The organism is Aminobacter ciceronei, assembly GCF_014138625.1.
Lineage (GTDB): Bacteria > Pseudomonadota > Alphaproteobacteria > Rhizobiales > Rhizobiaceae > Aminobacter > Aminobacter ciceronei.
This window is the reverse complement of the sequence record NZ_JACJHY010000006.1, coordinates 34,169-54,641: the sequence shown is the minus strand read 5'-3', so window position 1 is coordinate 54,641 and position 20,473 is coordinate 34,169. Positions and strand designations below refer to the sequence as shown.

Below are 20,473 nucleotides of genomic sequence, written 5' to 3'. Positions count from 1 at the left end.
TCCCGTAGTCGTTTCGGTCGTGGACGAATCCAAGTCCGGCATTCTTAACCTGACATCCTTGCCGGCTCACCCCGTAACTTCAAACAAGGGTATCGATATGTCTGAACTCGAGACAGGCCAAACCGCCCCGCAATTCACGCTGCCGCGCGACGGCGGGGGCATTCTGACGCTTTCCGACTTCGGCGGCAAACCTGTTGTCCTCTATTTCTATCCCAAGGACGATACCTCGGGCTGCACCGCCCAGGCGATCGACTTCACCCAGCTCAAGCCTCAGTTCGAAAAGGCTGGCGCGGTGGTCATCGGTGTTTCGCCCGACAGCGCCAAGAAACACGACAAATTCAAGGCCAAGCACCAAATTGGCATCGATCTGGTTGCCGACGAAGAGCGAAAGGCGCTCGAGGCCTATGGCGTGTGGACCGAAAAATCCATGTATGGCCGAAAGTATATGGGCGTCGAACGCTCAACCTTCCTGATCGGTGCCGACGGCAAGATCGCGAGGATCTGGCGCAAGGTGAAGGTATCAGGCCATGCCGCCGAAGTGCTGGAGGCGGTGAAGGCGCTCTAGCGAAAATCGCCCGCTGCGGAACCGATGCCCGCTCCCGACGTTCTCATCCAGACGACCATCAACGGGAGAAGAAAGATGTTCCGCAGCGTCATCCTCTGGATGCTTGGCATTCCCATCCCCATCATCATCCTGCTCTGGCTTTTCCTACGTTAGATCGGGACCAGTCGACAATATCAAAATAAAGTCCGGTCGCGTATAGTGTTGCGTTATCATATCCGGCGCAAGATTTTCATCGCATGACTTGGACAGACAGGAACCCGCCATATCTTTTTGTGGCGGGTTTTTCTTGTCGTTGCCCATCCGGGAAGCAGGCCGCCGGGCCGATGCGGGCAAAGCTTTGTTAACCCTAATAATGTGTAATCGGATCGTCGCTGTTGGTGATGAGAGTTCGGTCCGGTGAAAGCAGCAAATCAGGCCGCCGTTTTCGGCAGGCGCAAAGAGCCCCATACCGTCATCATTGCACGCGGCAACGAGATCCGGCACTTCACAATACGCCCATGGGTGGCCGCAGCAGCCGGTTCGGCGCTCGCCGCGATCGCCATTGGTTACCTCACGGCCACGTCCTATCTCGTGCTACGCGACGACCTGATCGGTGCCGCGACCGCCCGCCAGGCGCGCATGCAGCACGCTTACGAAGACCGTATCTCGGCCCTGCGCGCCCAGGTCGACCGCATCACCAGCCGCCAGTTGCTCGACCAGCAATTGATGGAAACCAAGGTCAGCGAACTGCTCGAACGGCAATCGCAGCTCAGCCAGCGCAATGTCAGGCTTGGCCCGGTCCTCGACAAGGCGGCAGCCTCAGAGGTGACTGACGCCGCGCCCGCCGGCAAGACCGACGAACGCGCCGACATCACGCCCACGATCGATCAACCCCTCGCCTACGCGGCGGCCGACACTGCAGCGGTGCGCCCGTTCTCGTTCTGGTCGACACGGACCGCCGAGCCCGATGGCGAAAGCCGGGCCGACCGGGCCGACAAATTGTTCGTCGCCATCAACAAGTCGCTGCGCAGCATCGAGGACGATCAGGCAAAGCGCATCGGCGCACTTGCCGATAACGCCTACCAGACCGCAGGTGCGATCACCGACGCACTGGAGAATGCCGGCCTGCCCGTCTCCACGGAAAAATCGGGGGAACTCGGCAAAACGGGCGTGGGTGGCCCGCTGGTGCCACTCGACAACCCGATGGCCTTCGACAGCCCAATCGCCTTCGAAAGCAAGGTCAAGGAGCTCGACGCAGCGCTCGACATGCTGGACCGCCTCAAGACGGAAGCACGCAAGCTGCCGCTCGCCAATCCGGCCGCCGGCCGCTCGATCTCGAGCACCTTCGGGGTCCGCACCGACCCGCTGATCGGCACGCCCGCCCTCCATTCCGGCATGGACTTCCGCGCCCCCTACGGCTCGCCCGCGCGCGCCACGGCCGCAGGTATCGTCACCAAGGCGGGCTGGAACGGCGGCTACGGCCGCATGGTCGAGATCGACCATGGCGGCGGCTTCACCACACGCTACGCCCATCTCAGCAAGATCCTCGTCGCCCCCGACCAGGAGATCGCGGTTGGCGACGAAATCGGCGAGGTCGGCAGCAGCGGCCGCTCGACAGGCCCGCATCTGCACTACGAAGTGCGGCGCGACGGCGAGGCGGTCGACCCGCTGCGCTTCATCAAGACCGGCAAGAAGCTCGGCCAGTATCTCTGAGCCGAGGCAGCCGCCGGTCATCCACAGGCTCAGGCATCCCCCTGTCGCGCGCTTCATGCATCCGGTGCCGTGTGCTCGGCGAATCTGCGCGAAGTAGAGAATCATTCCGCAAAAAGGCGCGAGCGAAAAAACAGTCCCACAGGGTGATTCTCCTGCCGGCACGAATCGCCGGCGATGGACCGTTCCATCGACGCGATTCGCAGTTGCATATCGACGACATGCGGCTGCGCGGATATGTGTGGAGATTGGGATGGATCCTCAGTTCCCGGCACCTTCAGGGAAGGCATTGAAACCTTCATCTAGAGGATCAGTCGGCAAAGGCTAAGCCTTTGAAAAACTGGCGCGAGTGACGGGGCTCGAACCCGCGACCTCCGGCGTGACAGGCCGGCACTCTAACCGACTGAGCTACACCCGCGCTCTGGACGTTGGCGCTGGGCGCCGCGTCGTTGGCGGTGAATTACGGGGTTCGATGGGGAGTGTCAAGCGACATCGAAGAGATAATCGACAAACTTTGTCGTCTATTTTTCGATGTCCACAAAACCGGGCTTTCCGACGCCTCGACCTGCCGCAACGGCATGCATTTGAACTTGCGGATCACAGGCGAACCGCTTATTGGTCCGCCCGGTTGGGGCGATTAGCTCAGTTGGTAGAGCGCTTCGTTTACACCGAAGATGTCGGCGGTTCGAGCCCGTCATCGCCCACCATTTTCCTTCTGATATTGCGATGATTTCTGGCTTCGCGGCTGGATGTGCGAAGTGCCGGACCTGACAAGGCGGCAACTGCCGGCATGGCATCGCCCAGGCGACATCGGCATCTCCACGTTGCCTCCCCCAAACTCGGCGCTAGACTGCCGCCATGGGCTTTCTCCTCTATGCCTTCCTGCCGGTCATCATCATCACGCTTGCCATTGTCGGCGCGCTGGTGTGGCGCGGCATGCAGTTTGGCGAGCTGGCGCGTCATGGCCTGCCGGTGACAGGCATTGTGGTCAGGAAATTCCGCACCGGGACGGGCAAGGCCGGATCAATGGGGCGGCGGATCGCCTTTTCCTATGTCGGAGCCGACGGGGTCGAGCATCGCCGGGCGGCCACGGTGGCCAGCAGCAAATGGGCAGAGCTTGAGGAAGGCGGGCCGATCCAGCTTGTCTACCTGCCCGCAAAGCCCGGCGTCAGCGCCCCGGCCTGGCTGGTCGAGGACGCACGCAAGGCCCTGGGCAAGGCAGCGTCATAGCCGGAAGCGAAAGCCGTTGACGCGACATTGGAAAGGCAGGCCGCATCTCTTCGAAATGCGGCTTTGTCTGCCAAGCGACTGCCTGTCTGATTGATCAGCCTTTCGCAATAGCCCCTGCAGATCCTTGATTTTGGCCGGGCGCATTCGCCTCGTCCGCGGAACGGTGCATTTCACAATCCACGGTGTGTGCATCGGCAGTTGGCAAGGCAAGAACCGCAATGAACTCGCAATGTTGATGGCGCCATATGAGCAAATTGACGCTGTTTTACACCCTCGAACAACTCGACAGCATGAAGCAGCTTTGGCTGCCGCCGCAAGCTTTGGGAGAATTTCTGATGCCAGTTCAGTCGCCCTTCAAATCCGACGCGGCCAGGGACAGGGTTCTTGACGACTATGATGCACTGCTGGCGCGATGGCCGGTATCTTATGAAAGCCGTTTCATCGATACCGAATTCGGCAAGGCCCATCTCATCGCTTCCGGCAATCCGACGGCGTCTCCGCTGGTGCTGCTGCATGGCGGGGGTGGCAACGCGACGATGTGGTTTCACAACATCACTGCGCTCGCTGCGACGTTCCGCGTCTATGCTCTCGACATCATCGGCGACGTCGGCAGGAGCACAGGCGCGCGACCAGCCTATGCATCGGGCGGCCATGTCCGCTGGCTGGCGCAAGTGCTCGACGGCATCGGTCTTGGACAAACGGCGCTGGCGGGTGCGTCTTTCGGCTCATGGTTGGCCGCCGATTTTGCGCTCAAACACCCCGAACGCGTGTCAGGACTGGCATTGCTCGCGCCGCCCCTATCGAGCCGCTGCGTTTGAGCTTCATGCTGAGGGCGGTTGTGGCGACCATTGCTCCAACAGACTCCAGGATTCGCAGCTTTTATCGCCTGATCTCATCGCCGCACGCGCCGCAACCGACTGGGCTGGTCATGCAGGATTTCGTCACGCGCTGGCAGTCGCAGCGGCAGAGCCCACCGCCGCCGCCAAGGCTGTCAGCAGAGGATCTGCAACGTTTGCCGGCGCGAACCCTGTTCCTGCTGGGGCAAGATGATGCGCTCTACGACGTCAACAAAGCAGCGGCGCGTATCCGCGCCAATGCTCCAGCCTGCAAAGTTTCGCTGCTGGCACAGGCCGGACATACGCTGACAGTGGACAAGCCTCGCGAGGTCAGCGATCTGCTGGTTGCGTTCTTTGCCGAAACTCCAGCACCCGCTGCCCTGTAGCAAGGCGGAATCAGAGCCCTGATGACTGCTGCGACCCAGGAACCAGCGCGCATATTGCCGTGATCGCGCGCCCACAATTCACCCTCGCAACGCTGCCCCCGCTTCCTATCTCCAGGCGATGTTTGCTGTCGTCGCCGTGATGTCCTTCGTCTCCCTCGCCGTGCCGCTCGCCCTTTGCTGGCGATTGTGGCGGCTCGACGAGCCCAGCCGACTGGGCTGGCTGCTGGTGCTGGTTGAAAGTGCTGTGCTGGTGACCTTGGTCGTGATCGTGGCGCGATGGGACATTGCCGGGATGTGGAGCCGCATCGCGCTGGTCGGCCTGTTCGCGACTGTGGCTGCGGTCTCGGCCTGGCGACACCTGCGCAAGCCCTGGCTGCCCGCGGACGGCTCCCCGATCTCCAGCAGGCATATCGCGGCATTGGCCTCGGTAGTGGTTTTCGGCGCCGCACTCGCCAATGTCATGATCGGTGTTGTCGGCCTGCACGATCCGCGCGACTTCACTTTTCCGCTCGAGGGCGGGCACTTCGTGGTCGCGCATGGCGGCACGATCGGCGTGCTCAACCATCACAGCGACCACGCCGCACAACGGCATGCCCTCGACATCACCGCCGTCAACGCACTGGGGTTCCGGGCGTCGGGGCTGCTGCCGGACGATCCCGCGCGTTATGTCGTCTTCGGCAAGACGGTGGTCAGCCCGTGCGAAGGCACGATCCTTGCCGCGGTGGACGGGCTGCCCGACCTTGCACCACCGGCGGCCGACCGCGACAATGCCGCCGGCAACCATGTCGTGGTGTCCTGCGGCGATCTCAATGTCGAGCTTGCCCATCTGCGCAAGGGCAGCGTTGCGGTCGCGGCCGGCGACAGGGTCGTTGCCGGCGCTCCGATCGGCCAGGTCGGAAATTCCGGCAACAGCACCGAACCGCATCTGCACGTCCACGCCGTCGATGCGGGCTCCGGCACCGGCGTCCAGATGTCGTTCGATGACACCATCCCGGTGCGCAACACGCTCATCATCAGGTAGAAGGCAACCAGCAGAGGAAATCGTCGCCTCGGCGCGCGGGCAGAACCCTGGCTTGGCGCTCAGCGCACCAACGGCGCAACCGCGTTTTCGATCAGGCGCACAAGGCTGAGCGCAGTCATCTCGGAGGACTTCGGATTGGTCCTCAGCGGCTCGTTCTCCAGTCTCAGATCGAGCTTGCCGAAGGCGCCGGCGGCACTGATCTCGTGGATGTTGCGCGCGGCCGAGGGATCGGCGACCAGCACGACGCGCGTACGGTCCAGGCCGATGCCCGACAAGGCCGAGATGACGGCGACGTTTGCATTCTGCGGAAATGCCTCCGCAGCCTGGCGCGCCGTGCCGGCAAAGAACTCGATGCGTCTGGCCAGCCTGTCCAGGTCGATCATCTCGGCGGCCCGGGTGCCCTTCCAGGCAAGCGGCGGCTTGACGATCGTGTGCTGGACCTCGTCCAGCGGCAGCGCCGAGGCAGCAGCGAGCGCGCCAAGTTCGCCGAGCGCGCCCGAGGGAACGACGATGCGGCTGCCCGTTTTCTCGGCGACAGCCAGGAGAAGGCCAAGCAGCGCGTCATCGGTGAATGCGCTTGCCGAGGACACGACGAAACTTGACGCATGGCGCAAGGCCGCCTCGCCCCAGATGGCGACCGCCGGGCGGCCGGCCACCTCGATCACCATGTCGACGTCGAGCCCGGCGAGCTCGTCCGGCCCGCCGATCAGGCGCGCACCTTGCGGCAGCGCGGTGCGCTGGCGCTGGGGATCGCGCACGGCAACCGCCACGATCTCCACGCCCGCCGGCTGCCGCTCGGCGAGCAGCTCGCCCACCCGCGAGGCGATCGCCCCCCAACCGACGAAGCACAGCCGCAACCGGCGAGACTCAGAGACCGACATAGCTCTGCACCAGCTCGGCATTGTTGGTCAGGTCCTCGCCGGTGCCGGACCAGACGGTGCGGCCCTTTTCGAGGATATAGTGGCGGTCGGCCAGGCGCTTCAGCACGTTGAGGTTCTTGTCGATCAAAAGGATCGACTGCCCTTCCGCCTTGAGCGCCTCGATGCAGCCCCAGATTTCGGCACGGATGACCGGCGCCAGGCCCTCGGTCGCCTCGTCGAGGATGAGCAGCTTGGGATTGGTCATCAGCGCGCGGCCGACGACAAGCATCTGCTGCTCGCCACCCGACAGGGTTCCGGCAGCCTGCCCGGCGCGCTCCTTCAGCCTTGGAAACAGCGCATAGACGCGTTCCAGCGTCCACGGGTCCTTGCGGCCGAGACGATTGGCGGCGGTGGCAACGAGATTTTCACGGACCGTCAGTGTCGAGAAGGTCTGTCGCCCCTCGGGCACCAGGCCGACGCCGAGCCGGGCGACCGTCTCGGGCGTGGCGCCGCAGACGTCGCGACCGGTGAATCGTACTTCGCCCGACAGCGGCTTGAGCAGCCCCATGATCGACTTGACGGTGGTGGTCTTGCCCATGCCGTTGCGGCCGAGCAGCGTCACCACCTCGCCATCGCCGATCTCGAGCGCGACGTCGAAAAGCACCTGGCTGCGGCCATAGGCCGACTGCAGTCCGGCGACGCTCAGCATAACTCGTCTCCCTCCCCCAGATAGGCAGTGCGAACCTCGGGATTGTCCCTGATTTCGTCGACGGTGCCGGTGGCGATGATGCGGCCATAGACCAGCACCGAGATGCGGTCGGCCAGCGCGAACACCGCCTCCATGTCATGCTCGACGAGCAGCATCGAGACCTGGCTCCTGAGACCCCGCAGCATCTCGATCATCTGCTGGCTCTCGACATGGCCAAGGCCTGCCATCGGCTCGTCGAGCAGCAACAGGCGCGGCTTTGTGGCCAGCGCCACGGCAAGCTCGAGCTGCTTCTGCTCTCCATGCGACAGGTTTGCGACAAGTTCGCCGGCCCGGTCGCCAAGACCGGCAGCATCGAGGAAGCCGCGGGCGCTTTCACCGAGCTGGTGCTCGTGGCGGACGTTGCCCCAGAAGCGGAAGCTGTGGCCCTGCCGCACCTGGACGGCAATGGCGACATTGTCGAGCACGGTGTAGTCGGGCAGCAGGCAGGTGATCTGGAAGGTGCGCGCCAGGCCCATCGACACGCGCCTGGCAGTCGGCAGCGTGGTGATCGGCACACCATCGAGCTCGATCGTGCCCTCGTTCTGCCTGAGCTCGCCCATCAGCTGCGAGATCAGCGTCGTCTTGCCGGCGCCATTGGGGCCGATCAGGGCGTGGATCTCGCCCGGCTTGACGGTCAGGTCGACGTGATCGGTGGCAAGCAGGCCGCCGAAACGCTTGACCATGCCCTGGACGTTGAGGACCGGAGTCATGCGCGCCTCCCGAAAAGCCTGGTGCCCAGCCCCTGGACGCCGCCTTGTGTGTAGAGCACGACGAACAACAGGATCAGGCCGAGGCCGAGCTGCCAGTTCTCCGTCCATGAGGCGAGGATCGATTCGAGCACGATGAACACGGCGGCGCCGAGCAGCGGGCCGAACAGCGTGCCGACGCCGCCGAGGATGACCATCACCATCAGTTCGCCCGACTTGGTCCAGTGAATCATGTCGGGGCTGGCATAACGCAGGAAATTGGCCATCAGCGCGCCGGCAAGGCCGCAGCCCATGCCCGAGATGACGAAGGCCATCAGCTTGTAGCGGTAGGCCGGCAGGCCGATCGCGGCCATGCGCTTTTCGCTCTGGCGCAGGCCGACGATGACGTTGCCGAAGCGCGAATTGACGATGCGCCACAGGACGAAGAAGAACGCCACCGTGACCGTAAGGCAGACATAATAGACGGTCTGCTTGTCGCGCATGTTGAGGCCCGGCAGTTCGTTGGCCCGGCGGATGATCAGGCCGTCGTCGCCGCCATAGGTTTTCAGCGAGACGAACAGGAAGAACAGCATCTGCGCGAAGGCGAGCGTGATCATGATGAACTGCACGCCGCCGGTGCGCAGAGAAAGTGCGCCGATGAGCGCTGCCATCAGGCCTGATATCACCAGCGCGACCGGAATGGTGATCAACAGCTGGTTGGTGCCGGGGATGAAGCCGAACAGCGGCTCGCCCAGCGAATAATGCTGGTAGAGGATGCCGACGACATAGCCGCCGATGCCGAAGAACGCGGCGTGGCCGAAGCTGACCATACCGCCATAGCCGAGCACGAAATTGAGGCTGGCGGCGGCAATGCCGTAGATCAGCACGCGGGTTGCGAGCGACGTCAGCGCGGCATAGCCGGTTGCGTCGGCGACCGCGGGCAGTGCGATCAGTGCGATCAGCACGCCGGCAAGCAAGGCGGGTCGCTTGAGTGACTTTTCCATGGGCATGTCGGCGCCTGGTTCAGGAATTTCGGATGAACAGGCCCTTCGGCCTGATGAGGAGGACGATCGCCATCAAGAGATAGATGCCCATCGACGAGATGCCGGCGCCGAGCGCATCGGCTTCCGGGCCGACCATGACCTGGCGCAAAAGGCCCGGCAGATAGGCGCGCAGGCCGGTGTCGACGACGCCGAGGATGAGGCTGGCGAAAAAGGCGCCGCGGATCGAGCCGACACCGCCGATGACGACGACGACGAAGGTGGTGATCAGTATCTGCTCACCCATGCCGACCTGGACGGCGAGGATCGGACCGGCCATGAAGCCGGCGAGACCGGCCAGAAGCGCGCCAAGGCCAAAGACCAGCGTGTAGAGCAGACGGATGTCGACGCCGAGCGCGCGCACCATCTCGCGATTGGTCGAGCCGGCGCGGACCAGCATGCCGATGCGGGTCTTGTTGATCAGCAGATAGAGCCCGAGCGCCACCAGCAGGCCGACGGCGATGATCGCCAGGCGGTACACCGGATAGACCAGCCCGGGCAGAAGCTCGACCGACCCGCCGAGCATTTCGGGCATCGACACGAACAGCGGCTGGCGCCCGAACAGGATGGTGATGGTCTGGTTGAAGATCAGGATCAGGCCGAAGGTCGCCAGCACCTGGTCGAGATGGTCGCGCTGGTAAAGCCTGCGCACGACGAGGAATTCGATCGCGGCACCGGTGACGGCTGCGGCCGCAAGCGCTGCCGGAATGCCGAGCCAGAATGAGCCGGTCTCTGCGGCCGCCCATGTGCCGGCATAGGCGCCGATCATGTAGATCGAGCCATGCGCCAGATTGATCACGCCCATGATGCCGAAGATCAGCGTCAGGCCGGCTGCCAGCAGGAAAAGCATGACGCCGAATTGCACGCCATTCAGCATTTGTTCGAGGAAGAGCGTCATCGCCTGTCGCTTCGATTGGAAAAACGGGGAAACTGGCGGACGGCACCGCTGCCGCCCGCCGTCGCGAGCCGATAGAGGTTACAACTTGCACTCGGCGGCATAGGCGTCGCCATGGTCCTTGAGGACCTCGCCGACGGTCTTCAGCATCGGCTTGCCGTCATCGCCCTTCTCGACCTTCAGCGCGTACCAGTTCTGCACCGGGTGCTGGTTGGGGCCGAAGGCGAACTTGCCGCGCACGGATTCGAAGTCGGCCTTGCGCAGGGCATCGCGGAAGGCGTCGGCATCATCGAGGCTGCCGCCGGTGGCCTTCAGCGCCGAGGCGTAAGCCAGGGCGGCATCGTAGCCTTGCGATGCGTAATAGGTGACGGGACGGTCGTAGGCCTTGTTCCAGGCGTCCATGAACTTCTTGTTGGCGGCGTTGTCGAAGTCCGCGTTCCAGTGGCTGGTCACGTTGAGGCCGATGGCGGCATCGCCAACGGCGGCAAGAGTGACGCCATCCATCGACGGCTCGGCCACGACCATCGGGATTTCCTTCATCAGGCCCGACTGCTCGTACTGGCGCAGGAAGGTGATGCCGAGGCCGCCGGGGTGGAACTGGAACACCACGTCCGGCTTGGCGGCGCGAACCTGGGCGAGTTCAGCGGCGAAATCGGTCTGGTCGAGGCGGGTGTAGATTTCGCCCGCGATCTCGCCCTTGAAGTAACGCTTGAAGCCGGCGATGGCATCCTTGCCGGCCTGGTAGTTCGGGGCCAGCACGAAGGCCTTCTTGTAGCCGAGATTGGTGGCGTTCTGGCCGGCGCTCTCATGCAGGCTGTCGTTCTGCCAGGAGACGACGAAATAGTTCGGGTTGCACTCCTTGCCGGCCATGTTCGACGGCGCGGCGTTGGGGCTGACATAGAAGGCGTCGTTGTCGACGATGTCGGGAACGGTGGCGCCGGCGACATTGGAGAAGACGATGCCGGTGAACAGCTTGATGCCTTGCTCGCCCATGAAGCGCTCGGCGATCTGCTTGCCCTGGCCGGGCTTCAGCCCGTCATCCTCGACAACCAGCTCGACCGGCACGCCACCAAGCTTGCCCTCCTCCAGCGCCAGCATGAAGCCGTCGCGGATGTCCTGGCCGAGATAACCGGCAGGGCCTGACAGCGTGGTGATCATGCCAATCTTGACGGGATCGGCAGCCATTGCCGGAAACGTCGCAAAGGCTGCGATCGATGCGGCAAGAAGTGTTGTCCTCACGTTCATCCTCAGTTCTCCTCTGATCGGCGCATTTCAGCGCGCATTGTTGATTGCCAGGTCGGTCGCAAGCCGGTCGGTTGCCTCGATGTCGAGAGGCACGAACAGGAACGAAGCCGCCTCTGCCTTGAGCCGGCCGAAGACAGGGGCGGGAAAGTGGTAGGGCGCAAGCACGGTCGCGTTGGCGGCGGCCTCGGTGAGCAGGCCGATCCGCGTCGTCCGCGCCTCGACCGGATCCTCACAGAAGTTGCAGACGATGCCGTCGTCACCGAGCTGCAACGGATGATGCACGGCGTCGGCCAGGAACAGCACCTCGCACTCTTCAGTGTCGAGCGCGACCACCACCATGCCGGGCGAATGTCCCGGCGCCGGCTTCAGCCGCAGGCCTGCCGCCACCTCGGCGTCCGAAGCCACCGCCTCGAAGCCGACCGACCGGATGATGGGCAACACGCTATCCGCGAAGGCGCCATGCAGCGTATTGCCGTCGACCGAGGCCTCGTGGACCTTGGTCCAGTGGGTTAGTTCGGTCTGGGCGACGACGTAGCGCGCATTTGGAAAGGTCGGCCGCCAGGTTTCGCCTTCCCGCCTCGTGTTCCAGCCGACATGGTCGGCGTGCAGATGCGTGTTGATGACGATGTCGACGCGCTCGGGCGAAATGCCGAGCGCAGACAAGGTCTGGAGGAACTGGGTTTCGCGGCGATGCCAGGCCGGCCGGTGCGGCCGCTCCTTGCCGTCACCGATGCCGCCGTCGATCAGCGCGACGTAATCAGACGTCTCGACGACATAGCAGTTGAAGCTGAGCGCCACTGTCTCGGCTTCCGGATCGACAGTGCCTGCGGGCGAGCGCCTGGCAGCGGCTTCCAGATCCTCGCGGGAAAGCCCCGCGAAGATCGCCTTTGCCGGCCAGGCGACATTGGCCATGCCGGGAATGCAGGTCACCGTGACTGGACCAGCGTGAAGCTGTTCCAGTTCGATGCCAAGTTCACCTATGCGCTGACGCGTGACCTTCATGCCGCAAGCCGCCTCAAAGGTCGCATTCGCCGGCGAACGGATCGCCATGCGCGCTCATCAGCTTCTTGCGGGTCTTGAGAGTCATCTCGCCGGCGGCGTCCTTGACCACCTGCATGGCGTACCAGTCCTGAACCGGATGCTGGTTCTTGCCGAAGCTGAAGCTGCCGCGTGTAGTTTTGAACTCGGTCTTGAGCAGCGCCGCACGGAAGGCCTCGATGTCCTCGACATCGCCTTCCGTCTGCTTGAGCGCCGAGGCGATGGCGAGCGCCGTATCATAGCCCTGCGCCGCATACATGGTCGGCGTGCGCTTGTAGGTGTCTGCGAACTTGGCGACGAACTCGCGATTGGTCTCGTTGTCCAAGTCGGTGTTCCATGAACCCGATACGTTCAAACCTGCAGCCGCCTCACCCACGGCCTTGAGGATGGCGTGGTCCATCGACGGCTCGGCAATGACCATTGGCACGGCACCGAGCAAACCCGACTGCTGGTATTGACGCAGGAAGGCGATACCCAGGCCGCCAGGCTGGAACTGGAACACAACGTCCGGATTAACCGCCTTGATCTGCGCCATCTCGGCGGCAAAGTCAGTCTGGTCGAGACGCGTATAGATCTCACCCGAAATCTCGCCCTTGAAGTAGCGCTTGAAACCGGCGATGGCGTCCTTGCCGGCCTGATAGTTGGGTGCCAGCACGAAGGCCTTGGTGTAGCCGAGATCGGTGGCATTCTGGCCTGCACTGCCCTGCATCGTGTCGGTCAGCCACGAGAGAACGAAGTAGTTGGGGTGGCATCCCTTGCCGGCGAATTCGGACGGGCCCGCATTGGGGCTGACGAAGATCGCGTCAGCGTCGACGATCTCGGGCACCGTCGCACCAGCTACGTTCGAGAAGACGATGCCGGTGAACAGCTTCACGCCCTCGTCGTTCAGAAACTTGTCGGCGATCTGCCGGCCATTTCCTGGCTTGAGGCCATCGTCCTCCACCAGCACGGTGACAGGCACACCACCAAGCTTGCCGCCTTCCATGTCGATCGCCAGCTGAAAACCGTCGCGCACGTCCTGGCCGAGATAGCCAGCCGGTCCGGAAAGCGTCGTGATCATACCGATCTTGACCGGGTCTTGTGCAAGTGCCCCCGGGGCGAAAAGCGACGCAGCCGCGAAGGCCATGAGCGAAGACTTCAGTTTCATGCCTGGATCCTGAGCTGGAGCGGCCCACTCCTGGGCGAACCGTTGTGACAATGCGGTCGGATTAGAGCTTCACCCAGCCTTCCGGCGGGGTCTTGCCCGGATGCAGCGCGCCGCATTGCGGGCAGGTGCGCGCCTTCTCGTCGGCGTAGAACGCCTGATAGATCGGCGGCAGGTCGCGGACGATGCTCTTCAGCGTGACCTCGACGCGCTTGACCAGCCCGTTGCACTCGAAGCAGTACCATTCGAAGGCGTCGAGCAGGCCGTCATTGCGCTTGGGCTCGACGACCAGGCCTATGGAGCCTTCCTGCGGACGCTGCGGCGAGTGGCGCACATGCGGCGGCAGCAGGAAAATCTCGCCCTCGCGGATCGGCACGTCGTAGAAATTGCCGTTGTCCACCACCTTGAGCATCATGTCGCCCTTGAGCTGGTAGAAGAACTCCTCGACCGGATCGTCGTGATAGTCGGTGCGCTTGTTGGGGCCGCCGACGACAGTCACCATCAGGTCGGCGTCTTCCCAGATCTGCTGGTTGCCGACCGGCGGCTTGAGCAGGTGGGCGTGCTCGTCGATCCACTTCGAGAAGCTGAAGGCCGAAAGGCGTCTGGTCATTGTCGTTCCTCCTTTGGGTCGGCGCGCGAGCGTCGGATTGATCGGTCAGGCTGAAGTCTTCAGCCCACATGCCTCGAAGGCGGCGCGGGTGGCGCGCTTTTCGTCCTCGGTCAGTTCGAGCAGCGGCGGACGCACGCGTCCACCTGCCTGCCCCAGAAGCTCCTGCCAGTACTTCTGGTGCGAATGCGGCTTCTCGGCCGGGCGCGTGTTCTTGAGTGCTGCGCGCACCGGGTCGAGGCTGTCGCGGATGCGGCGTGCTTCCTCGGCTTTGCCTGACAAGGCAAGGTCGGTGTATTCGCGCATGCGCCTGTCGTGCTTGGTCTGGATCAGATAAGGCGGCGACGAGCAGAGATAGAGCTGCCAGTTGAGCTCGAGGATGTTGTCCAGCCACTCCTCCTCTGAGGCGGTGCTGACGAGGATGCGGTCGCCGGCAAGCCGGGTCAGTTCGGAATACATCGGCCGCGGCACCGAATACTTGATGGCGACCACGTTCTCGATGTCGGCGAGCTTGTTGCACAGTTCGGGGCTCATCAGATAGCCGCTGTCGGGATGGCTCCAGAGGGCTATGCCGATGTCCACCTTGTCGGCGATGGTGCGATAGTAGTTGAGCAGCGTCTCGTCCTGCTCCTTGAAGAAATGCAGGATCGGCGCGTGCACGACGATGTAGTCGGCGCCGCATTTCTGGGCGTGCTTGGCGAGGTCGATGACGACGTCCATGTTCTGGTCGGAGCAGGACATGATGGTCTGGGCGCGGCCGGCGCAGGCGTCGACGGCGAGGTCGAAGCAACGCTTGCGCTCGTCGAGCGACATCGAGAAGAACTCGCCCTGCTTGCCGGCAATGAAGAAGCCGTCAATACCGAGGTCGCCGATCCAGTGATCGACATTGCTGCGGAAACCGTCCTCGTCGATCGAGAGGTCGTCCTTGAACGGCATCAGGGCGGCAGCCCAGATGCCCTTCATCGTCGCCCTCGAATGGGCCTTGGCGGTCTTCTTGTCGTACTTCATCGAATGCGAACCTTTACGAGGCGATTGCGGGCTTCGGCTAGATTGCCATGCGGTGCGAAACGTTCTTGATCACGGTGTAGTGCAGGATGCCTTCGGCGCCGCCTTCGCGACCGAAACCGCTCTCCTTGACACCGCCGAACGGCGTCTCGGCGACCGAGGCCTCCAGCGTGTTGATCGAGACGTTGCCGGCTTCCAGATCGTCGGTGATCTGGTCGACATTGGCGGCCGAATTGGTGAAGGCGTAGGCGGCGAGGCCGAAAGGCACGCCATTGGCCTTCTCGATCGCCTCTTCGAGCGAGGAGACGGGATTGATCACCGCCAGCGGGCCGAACGGCTCCTCGCGCATGACACGGGCATCGCCGGGCAGATCGGCGAGGACCGTCGGCGGATAGAAATAACCGCTGTTGCGCGGCCGCTCGCCGCCGAGCAGAAGCTTGGCGCCCTTCGAGACGGCGTCGGCGACCAGCATTTCCATCGCCTCGACGCGGCGATGGTTGGCCACCGGGCCCATTTCGACACCCTCTTCCAGTCCGTTGCCGACCTTGACGGCGCGGGCGCGCTCGATGAAGGCCTCGGTGAACGGCTTGTAGACGCTCTCATGGACGAAGAACCGCGTCGGCGAGGTGCAGACCTGGCCGGAATTGCGCACCTTTCGGATGGCCGAGGCAATGCCGGCCTTCACCGGATCGGCGTCGTCGCAGACGATGACAGGGGCGTGGCCGCCGAGCTCCATCAGCGTCGGCTTGACATAACGGGACGCAAGGCCGGTCAGCGTCCTGCCGACGGCGGTCGAGCCGGTGAAGGCAATCAGGCGCACCTGCTCCTGCGGGATGAGATATTCGGAAATCTGCGCCGGAATGCCGAAGACGAGGTTGAGCACGCCAGCCGGCAGGCCAGCATCATGGAAGGCGCGTGCGATGTGCAGGCAGCCTGCCGGGGTCTCCTCGGCGGCCTTGATGATGATCGAGCAGCCGGCGGCCAGGGCGCCGGCGATCTTGCGCGCCGGCTGGCTCATCGGGAAATTCCATGGCGAGAACGCCGCCACAGTGCCGATCGGCTGGTGATGGACGATGTAGCGGATGCCCGGTTCGCTCGGGATAACGCGACCATAGGTGCGCTGCGCTTCGCCGGCATCCCATTCGAAGAACTCGGCGCCGCGAATGACTTCGAGGCGCGCCTGCTGGAACGGCTTGCCGTGCTCGCGGGTGATGTCGGTGGCAACCTCGTTGATGCGCTCGCGCAGAAGTGCAGCCGCCTTGCGCAGCACCTCGGCGCGGCGGGCGGGCGAGGTCTTGCGCCAGACGGCAAAACCGCGCTCGGCGGCTTCGAGCGCAGCGTCGAGATCTCCGGTGGATGCGACGGGAACAGCGCCGATCACGCTCTCGTCAGCCGGGTTGATGACAGGCAGCGTTTCCGCCGTCCGCCGCCAGGCGCCGCCGATGTAAAGCTGGAGATCGGGGTAGTTGGACATCGGGCGCCTCGGCTTCGCAATTGGCATCAGTTCGACGGTTCCGGGCAGCGGCCCGTGCGTCTTGGTGCCAACATCGACGGAAACCATTATATCGACAAGATGGATTTATCTGATAAATTAAGACTGTTTTCTGTATAAGTTTGCGACGCAAGAGGCCGGCCGCCGGAGCCGTGCGCGGAGACATCAGTGAAGATCACCATCAAGCAGATCCAGCAATTCCTGGCGGTCGCCGAGCTCGGCAGCTTTTCGCGCGCCTCGAAGCGGCTGGGCACGGCGCAGCCGGCGCTGTCGCAGGCAATCCGCGATCTCGAGGCGGAACTGTCGGTGCGCCTGTTCGACCGCACCACGCGGCGGGTCGAGCTGACCGATGCCGGCCGCGAGTTCCAGAACTCTGCAACCAAGGTGATCGAGGAACTGGAGCATGCGGTGGAAGGCGTGCACATGCTGGCCGAACGCCGGCGCGGACGCCTGCGCATTGCCGCGCCGCCGCTGCTCGCCTCGGTGGTGCTGCCGCAGGCGATTGCCGAGTTCCAGAAGAGCTATCCCGGCATATCGGTGCAACTTGCCGACGTCGGCACCGAGCAGATTGTCGACAGCGTGCGCAGCGGCCAGGCCGATTGCGGCCTCGGCACCTTTTCTCCGGCCGAGGACGGCATAGAAAGGCTGTCTTTGGTGCGCGACAGCCTGATGCTGTTCTGCGACCACCGCAGTCCGTTCTTTGGCGCGGAGACGGTCAGATGGGCGGCCCTGGCGGACCAGCCGCTGATCACGCTGACGCGCGACAGCGGCATCCGGCTCTTGGTCGAGGTCGGCTTCGAGATGGCGCAGATGCCGTTCAAGCCGGCCTTCGAGGTGACGCAGGTGACGACGGCCATCGCGCTTGTCGAAGCCGGCCTCGGCATCGCCGTTCTGCCCACCTATGCGCTGGCGGCGGCGCGGTTCAGGAAGGTCGCCGGCAAGCCCTTGGCCGAACCGACCATCTCGCGCGAGGTGTCGCTGATCCACGCCACCGGGCGCTCGGTGTCGCCTGCCGTCTCGGCCTTTGCCAGTGTCGTGCGCCGCTACGCGCAGCAATTGACGCCGCGCGACGCCAGCTAAGGCTCAGCCCTTGATCAGGCGGAGCAAGGCCTGAGACAGGACCGTGTCCTCCGAGGCAAGGTCGAGCAGGACATCGAAATGATTTCGGCCGGGGATTTCCATCAGCTCGGAGGCAAAACCAGCCTCGCGCCACATCTGGTCATATGCGGTCGATTGCCGCCGGAAGCCGTCGGGCTCGCCATCGGCATAGGCAACGACGATCGGGCAGCCGACCCTGGGCAGGTTGGCGGCGGGGCTCAGCCGTTTCACCGCCGCGTCGTCCAGCTTGATCCAGTCCTGCACGAAGGATCTCGAGATCGGCGCGAGCTGGAACAGGCCGCTGATCGGCAGCGCGCCCTTGATGACGTTCTCCGGCACACCTGCCTCGTCATGCCAGCCGCGCGAGAGCACCGCTCCGGTCAGATGTCCGCCGGCCGAGCTGCCGCCGACATGGATGCGTGCAGGATCGATGCCGAACGCACGGCCATTCTTCCACAGGAAGCTGATCGCCGCCCTGACCTCGCGCACGATCTCGTCGAGCGACGCCTCGGGCGCCAGCCGGTAATCGACCACGGCGGTGGCGATGCCGTTCGTCGCCAGCATATCAGCCATGAAGGCGGAATCGTGCTTGGAGAGCATGCGCCAGTAGCCGCCATGGATGAACACGAACACCGGCCGCGCCTCGCCTGAGGTGCCGTAGATGTCGATCGTCTGGCCGCTCTCTTCGTCGTAGACGACGTCGAGATGCGTGGCATGGTCCCGCATCTCCTCGGAACGGCTTCGGTAGTCACGCATTGCCGCCTCGAAGACCTCGGGCGTCACGGACGCCCGCGCGCCATAGTCGCGGTCGAGGACGTCACGCGGCCAGTTGGCTTCTTCGGCAAGCACGCTCATGCACACCTCCTGTCAGGCGACGAAGGCACGGATGGTGTCGGCCACCACCTTGGGCTGCTCGAGCGTAGGGAAGTGCGTTCTCCCGGGCAGCTTGTTGGGCTTGTACCAGTCGTTGCCGGCAGCGAAATCGAGCTGCGCCTCAGCATATTCCGGCTCGAAAGGCTGCGAATAGATGTGGGTGATCGGACGCTTGTCCTTCAGTGCCGCCATGCGCTGCATCGGGTTGCCCCATTTGCGGTAGGCCTTGCCGATCTCGCGGCCGGACCGCGCCCACATTTCGAAGCTGTATTTGGCCATCTCGTTGTTGACGTGATTGACGATGTCCTGGTTCTCGGTGTCGCCGATCCAGTAGTTGAAGAAATCGCCGCGGCCGTTTTCCCAGTTGGTGCGATCCTGGATGTGGTCGATCATACGGAAGAAGTCTTCGTTCGGCGTGGTCTGGATCCAGTCGATGACGACGGTGCGCGGGATGCGCGCCACATCAAGACGATCGGTCACCTCGATATTGGCCCAGCCGCCATGCGAGGTCGACACCGGCACCAGCCTGTCGATGTTCATCTTGTCGAGGAAGGCTGCGACGTCGGACGCCTGGTCGTCGACGGTGAAGTCGCCGTCATGCTCGCGATGCTCGCCATGGCCGCGCCAGTCCAGGCGGATGACGCGATGGGTCTTGGCGAGTTCGGGCGCCAGCGTCTTGAACAGGCGGTGGTCCTGGCACCAGCCCGACAGCAACAAGAGAACCTCGCCCTCGCCTGCCTCGTCGTAGGACAGCGTGTTGGCGCCGATCTGGATGGATTTCATCTGAAGTCTCCGAAGTCTGGGGCGCACAGCACCCGATGTTTGCTGGTCAGGCGAGCGGCTCGGTGGCGGTCGGCTGATAACGCGCCGTCTTCATGCGCTCGGCGCCGAGTTCGCGGCTCTTGCCGGTGATCTTCATCACCTCGGAGCGCAATTCGTCGGGCCAGAAATTCATGTCGCCGAGCCGCTCGGCGGTGTCTTGCGTATGTTCGGTGATCGGGCGTTCGCGCTCTTCCCAGGCAGCAAGCGCCTGCTCGATGTCGGGCGCATCGGCCACGGCGGCGGCAAGCCCGAGGCCGTTCATCAGGGCGCAACCGCCGCCCTGGCCGAGATATGGCGGCATGGCGTGTGCTGCGTCACCCAGGATCGCCGTGCGGCCCTTGCTCCACTTCTTGAGCTTGACCACCTCGAAGGCGTCCCAGCGGCCGGCATCGCCGAAGCGCGAGACCAGATGGGCGAGATGCGGGAAGGATTGGGTCCACAGCGCGCGGTCGGCCGGAACCTTGAGCGCTGCCGCATCGTCGGCGGCGCAGCACAGCGCGACATAGAGATCGGTGGCGCTGGCCGGCGTGTAGAGTATGCGGCGGGTGCCGGTGAAATATTCGATGTAGCGGTCGCGGTCCTCTGCCGGCACGTCGGCGTCGTCGCGGCCGATCAGCATGCGGATGGCGCCATAGCCGAGATGCTTGCGGTACATCATCAGGTCGAGCGAGTCGCGCAGCTTCGAGTTGATGCCGTCGGCGCCGACGACGAGGTCGGCCTTGCGTCGCGTGCCGTCGGCGAGCAGCAGCTCGCCCTCCGGCGTCGCGCCGACCGCTTCCGAATTGGTCAGGATCTCGACGCCGCTGCGGCGGCAGGTATCGACCAGTGAATTGATGAGCTGCTCGCGCAGGATGGTGATCAGCCTGGCGTCGCCCTGGCCGTTGATGGGGATTTCCTCCATCGTCGTGTTGTCATGGTCACGGGTGTGGAACTGCGGGCCGATATGGGCGCCGACGACGGCCTGGTCATAAGCGCCGATGGCCTTCAACACGCGCAGGCCGTTGCTCCAGATGTAGATGCCGGCGCCAAAGGTGCGCAGGTTCGGCGCGCGCTCGTGCACCGTCACCGACCAGCCGCGCTGGGCGAGTGCGGCAGCCGTGGTGAGCCCGCCAATTCCAGCGCCTGCGATCTCCGCATGGCGCCTGGTTCCGGTTTTGTCGGTCATGTCTGGATTGTCCTCCCCGTGCGGCAGA

22 protein-coding genes and 2 tRNA genes are annotated in these 20,473 nt (G+C 64.0%); 8 read left to right on the top strand and 16 right to left on the bottom strand.

Going from position 1 to position 20,473, the window contains the following annotated elements; genetic code table 11:
- Positions 1-97 precede the first annotated feature (97 nt).
- Positions 98-565 carry a thioredoxin-dependent thiol peroxidase gene (gene bcp, locus HNQ95_RS08145; protein ID WP_067962714.1) on the top strand — a complete coding sequence of 156 codons (468 nt, stop codon included), beginning with the start codon at positions 98-100 and terminating at the stop codon, positions 563-565.
- A gap of 144 nt (positions 566-709) precedes the next feature.
- On the opposite strand, the gene HNQ95_RS08140 is transcribed toward bcp, so the two are convergent.
- A complete protein-coding gene (locus HNQ95_RS08140) occupies positions 710-1,048 on the bottom strand; it encodes a hypothetical protein (protein ID WP_182585783.1) in 339 nt (112 codons plus the stop codon).
- Here HNQ95_RS08140 and HNQ95_RS08135 point away from each other — a divergent pair.
- Positions 962-2,257: a M23 family metallopeptidase gene (locus HNQ95_RS08135; protein ID WP_182573834.1), complete on the top strand. Its 1,296-nt coding sequence runs from the start codon at positions 962-964 to the stop codon at positions 2,255-2,257. The two genes, HNQ95_RS08140 and HNQ95_RS08135, sit on opposite strands and share 87 nt — an antisense overlap.
- Before the next feature lie 338 nt (positions 2,258-2,595).
- Here the strand turns inward: HNQ95_RS08135 and HNQ95_RS08130 are convergent.
- Positions 2,596-2,672, bottom strand: a tRNA-Asp gene (locus tag HNQ95_RS08130).
- 213 nt (positions 2,673-2,885) lie between these two features.
- Here HNQ95_RS08130 and HNQ95_RS08125 point away from each other — a divergent pair.
- The 5 genes from HNQ95_RS08125 (at position 2,886) to HNQ95_RS08105 (ending at position 5,727) form a co-directional block, all read left to right on the top strand.
- Positions 2,886-2,961, top strand: a tRNA-Val gene (locus tag HNQ95_RS08125).
- A 151-nt stretch (positions 2,962-3,112) separates the two neighbouring features.
- Positions 3,113-3,484 (top strand): DUF3592 domain-containing protein, encoded by a 372-nt coding sequence (locus HNQ95_RS08120; RefSeq protein ID WP_182573833.1) that lies wholly within the window; start codon positions 3,113-3,115, stop codon positions 3,482-3,484.
- A gap of 245 nt (positions 3,485-3,729) precedes the next feature.
- The gene (locus tag HNQ95_RS08115; protein ID WP_182585781.1) at positions 3,730-4,302 is read left to right on the top strand and encodes an alpha/beta fold hydrolase; all 573 of its coding nucleotides are present in this window, start codon (positions 3,730-3,732) and stop codon (positions 4,300-4,302) included.
- On the top strand, positions 4,299-4,706 hold the full coding sequence (locus HNQ95_RS08110) for an alpha/beta fold hydrolase (protein ID WP_182573831.1): 408 nt from the start codon (positions 4,299-4,301) through the stop codon (positions 4,704-4,706). Before HNQ95_RS08115 ends, HNQ95_RS08110 begins: the two co-directional genes overlap by 4 nt.
- A gap of 118 nt (positions 4,707-4,824) precedes the next feature.
- On the top strand, positions 4,825-5,727 hold the full coding sequence (locus tag HNQ95_RS08105) for a peptidoglycan DD-metalloendopeptidase family protein (protein ID WP_182585780.1): 903 nt from the start codon (positions 4,825-4,827) through the stop codon (positions 5,725-5,727).
- 59 nt (positions 5,728-5,786) lie between these two features.
- On the opposite strand, the gene HNQ95_RS08100 is transcribed toward HNQ95_RS08105, so the two are convergent.
- From HNQ95_RS08100 to HNQ95_RS08050, 11 genes are all read right to left on the bottom strand, one after another.
- Complete coding sequence (locus HNQ95_RS08100; protein WP_182573829.1) at positions 5,787-6,608, bottom strand: aspartate dehydrogenase; 822 nt, start codon at positions 6,606-6,608, stop codon at positions 5,787-5,789.
- Positions 6,595-7,296 (bottom strand): ABC transporter ATP-binding protein, encoded by a 702-nt coding sequence (locus HNQ95_RS08095; protein ID WP_154385547.1) that lies wholly within the window; start codon positions 7,294-7,296, stop codon positions 6,595-6,597. The genes HNQ95_RS08100 and HNQ95_RS08095 overlap by 14 nt, the downstream gene beginning before the upstream one ends.
- Positions 7,290-8,045: an ABC transporter ATP-binding protein gene (locus tag HNQ95_RS08090; RefSeq protein ID WP_154385548.1), complete on the bottom strand. Its 756-nt coding sequence runs from the start codon at positions 8,043-8,045 to the stop codon at positions 7,290-7,292. Before HNQ95_RS08090 ends, HNQ95_RS08095 begins: the two co-directional genes overlap by 7 nt.
- The gene (locus tag HNQ95_RS08085; RefSeq protein WP_182573828.1) at positions 8,042-9,025 is read right to left on the bottom strand and encodes a branched-chain amino acid ABC transporter permease; all 984 of its coding nucleotides are present in this window, start codon (positions 9,023-9,025) and stop codon (positions 8,042-8,044) included. The genes HNQ95_RS08090 and HNQ95_RS08085 overlap by 4 nt, the downstream gene beginning before the upstream one ends.
- 19 nt (positions 9,026-9,044) lie before the next feature.
- Positions 9,045-9,959: a branched-chain amino acid ABC transporter permease gene (locus tag HNQ95_RS08080; RefSeq protein ID WP_067962766.1), complete on the bottom strand. Its 915-nt coding sequence runs from the start codon at positions 9,957-9,959 to the stop codon at positions 9,045-9,047.
- A gap of 78 nt (positions 9,960-10,037) precedes the next feature.
- Positions 10,038-11,201 (bottom strand): ABC transporter substrate-binding protein, encoded by a 1,164-nt coding sequence (locus HNQ95_RS08075; protein ID WP_154385550.1) that lies wholly within the window; start codon positions 11,199-11,201, stop codon positions 10,038-10,040.
- 27 nt (positions 11,202-11,228) lie between these two features.
- A complete protein-coding gene (locus tag HNQ95_RS08070; protein WP_182585779.1) occupies positions 11,229-12,251 on the bottom strand; it encodes an MBL fold metallo-hydrolase in 1,023 nt (340 codons plus the stop codon).
- Positions 12,217-13,386, bottom strand: coding sequence for an ABC transporter substrate-binding protein (locus HNQ95_RS08065; protein WP_067962776.1), 1,170 nt, complete (start codon positions 13,384-13,386; stop codon positions 12,217-12,219). Before HNQ95_RS08065 ends, HNQ95_RS08070 begins: the two co-directional genes overlap by 35 nt.
- A gap of 61 nt (positions 13,387-13,447) precedes the next feature.
- The gene (locus tag HNQ95_RS08060) at positions 13,448-13,993 is read right to left on the bottom strand and encodes a 3-hydroxyanthranilate 3,4-dioxygenase (RefSeq protein WP_067962779.1); all 546 of its coding nucleotides are present in this window, start codon (positions 13,991-13,993) and stop codon (positions 13,448-13,450) included.
- A 45-nt stretch (positions 13,994-14,038) separates the two neighbouring features.
- Positions 14,039-14,998, bottom strand: a complete 960-nt coding sequence (locus HNQ95_RS08055; protein ID WP_154385552.1) for a dihydrodipicolinate synthase family protein — start codon at positions 14,996-14,998, stop codon at positions 14,039-14,041.
- Positions 14,999-15,035: 37 nt separating this feature from the next.
- Entirely contained in the window at positions 15,036-16,469 is a 1,434-nt protein-coding gene (locus HNQ95_RS08050) for an NAD-dependent succinate-semialdehyde dehydrogenase (RefSeq protein ID WP_154385553.1), read from the bottom strand.
- Positions 16,470-16,655: 186 nt separating this feature from the next.
- On the opposite strand from HNQ95_RS08050, the gene HNQ95_RS08045 reads away from it, so the two are divergent.
- Positions 16,656-17,567, top strand: coding sequence for a LysR family transcriptional regulator (locus tag HNQ95_RS08045; protein ID WP_067962785.1), 912 nt, complete (start codon positions 16,656-16,658; stop codon positions 17,565-17,567).
- 3 nt (positions 17,568-17,570) lie between these two features.
- Here the strand turns inward: HNQ95_RS08045 and HNQ95_RS08040 are convergent, their stop codons facing one another.
- The 3 genes from HNQ95_RS08040 to HNQ95_RS08030 are packed head-to-tail and all read right to left on the bottom strand — an operon-like array spanning position 17,571 to position 20,445.
- Positions 17,571-18,440, bottom strand: a complete 870-nt coding sequence (locus HNQ95_RS08040; protein ID WP_154385554.1) for an alpha/beta hydrolase — start codon at positions 18,438-18,440, stop codon at positions 17,571-17,573.
- A 12-nt stretch (positions 18,441-18,452) separates the two neighbouring features.
- Entirely contained in the window at positions 18,453-19,241 is a 789-nt protein-coding gene (locus HNQ95_RS08035) for an alpha/beta fold hydrolase (RefSeq protein WP_182573826.1), read from the bottom strand.
- A gap of 46 nt (positions 19,242-19,287) precedes the next feature.
- Positions 19,288-20,445: an FAD-dependent oxidoreductase gene (locus tag HNQ95_RS08030; RefSeq protein WP_154385556.1), complete on the bottom strand. Its 1,158-nt coding sequence runs from the start codon at positions 20,443-20,445 to the stop codon at positions 19,288-19,290.
- Positions 20,446-20,473: the final 28 nt, after the last annotated feature.

Bases quoted from the DNA above. Each gene is read 5' to 3' on its own strand.
- bcp (WP_067962714.1), top strand. From the start codon at position 98: ATGTCTGAACTCGAGACAGGCCAAACCGCCCCGCAATTCACGCTGCCG.
- HNQ95_RS08120 (WP_182573833.1), top strand. From the start codon at position 3,113: ATGGGCTTTCTCCTCTATGCCTTCCTGCCGGTCATCATCATCACGCTT.
- HNQ95_RS08115 (WP_182585781.1), top strand. From the start codon at position 3,730: ATGAGCAAATTGACGCTGTTTTACACCCTCGAACAACTCGACAGCATG.
- HNQ95_RS08105 (WP_182585780.1), top strand. From the start codon at position 4,825: ATGTTTGCTGTCGTCGCCGTGATGTCCTTCGTCTCCCTCGCCGTGCCG.
- HNQ95_RS08100 (WP_182573829.1), bottom strand. From the start codon at position 6,608: ATGTCGGTCTCTGAGTCTCGCCGGTTGCGGCTGTGCTTCGTCGGTTGG.
- HNQ95_RS08095 (WP_154385547.1), bottom strand. From the start codon at position 7,296: ATGCTGAGCGTCGCCGGACTGCAGTCGGCCTATGGCCGCAGCCAGGTG.
- HNQ95_RS08090 (WP_154385548.1), bottom strand. From the start codon at position 8,045: ATGACTCCGGTCCTCAACGTCCAGGGCATGGTCAAGCGTTTCGGCGGC.
- HNQ95_RS08085 (WP_182573828.1), bottom strand. From the start codon at position 9,025: ATGGAAAAGTCACTCAAGCGACCCGCCTTGCTTGCCGGCGTGCTGATC.
- HNQ95_RS08080 (WP_067962766.1), bottom strand. From the start codon at position 9,959: ATGACGCTCTTCCTCGAACAAATGCTGAATGGCGTGCAATTCGGCGTC.
- HNQ95_RS08075 (WP_154385550.1), bottom strand. From the start codon at position 11,201: ATGAACGTGAGGACAACACTTCTTGCCGCATCGATCGCAGCCTTTGCG.
- HNQ95_RS08070 (WP_182585779.1), bottom strand. From the start codon at position 12,251: ATGGCGATCCGTTCGCCGGCGAATGCGACCTTTGAGGCGGCTTGCGGC.
- HNQ95_RS08065 (WP_067962776.1), bottom strand. From the start codon at position 13,386: ATGAAACTGAAGTCTTCGCTCATGGCCTTCGCGGCTGCGTCGCTTTTC.
- HNQ95_RS08060 (WP_067962779.1), bottom strand. From the start codon at position 13,993: ATGACCAGACGCCTTTCGGCCTTCAGCTTCTCGAAGTGGATCGACGAG.
- HNQ95_RS08055 (WP_154385552.1), bottom strand. From the start codon at position 14,998: ATGAAGTACGACAAGAAGACCGCCAAGGCCCATTCGAGGGCGACGATG.
- HNQ95_RS08050 (WP_154385553.1), bottom strand. From the start codon at position 16,469: ATGTCCAACTACCCCGATCTCCAGCTTTACATCGGCGGCGCCTGGCGG.
- HNQ95_RS08040 (WP_154385554.1), bottom strand. From the start codon at position 18,440: ATGAGCGTGCTTGCCGAAGAAGCCAACTGGCCGCGTGACGTCCTCGAC.
- HNQ95_RS08035 (WP_182573826.1), bottom strand. From the start codon at position 19,241: ATGAAATCCATCCAGATCGGCGCCAACACGCTGTCCTACGACGAGGCA.
- HNQ95_RS08030 (WP_154385556.1), bottom strand. From the start codon at position 20,445: ATGACCGACAAAACCGGAACCAGGCGCCATGCGGAGATCGCAGGCGCT.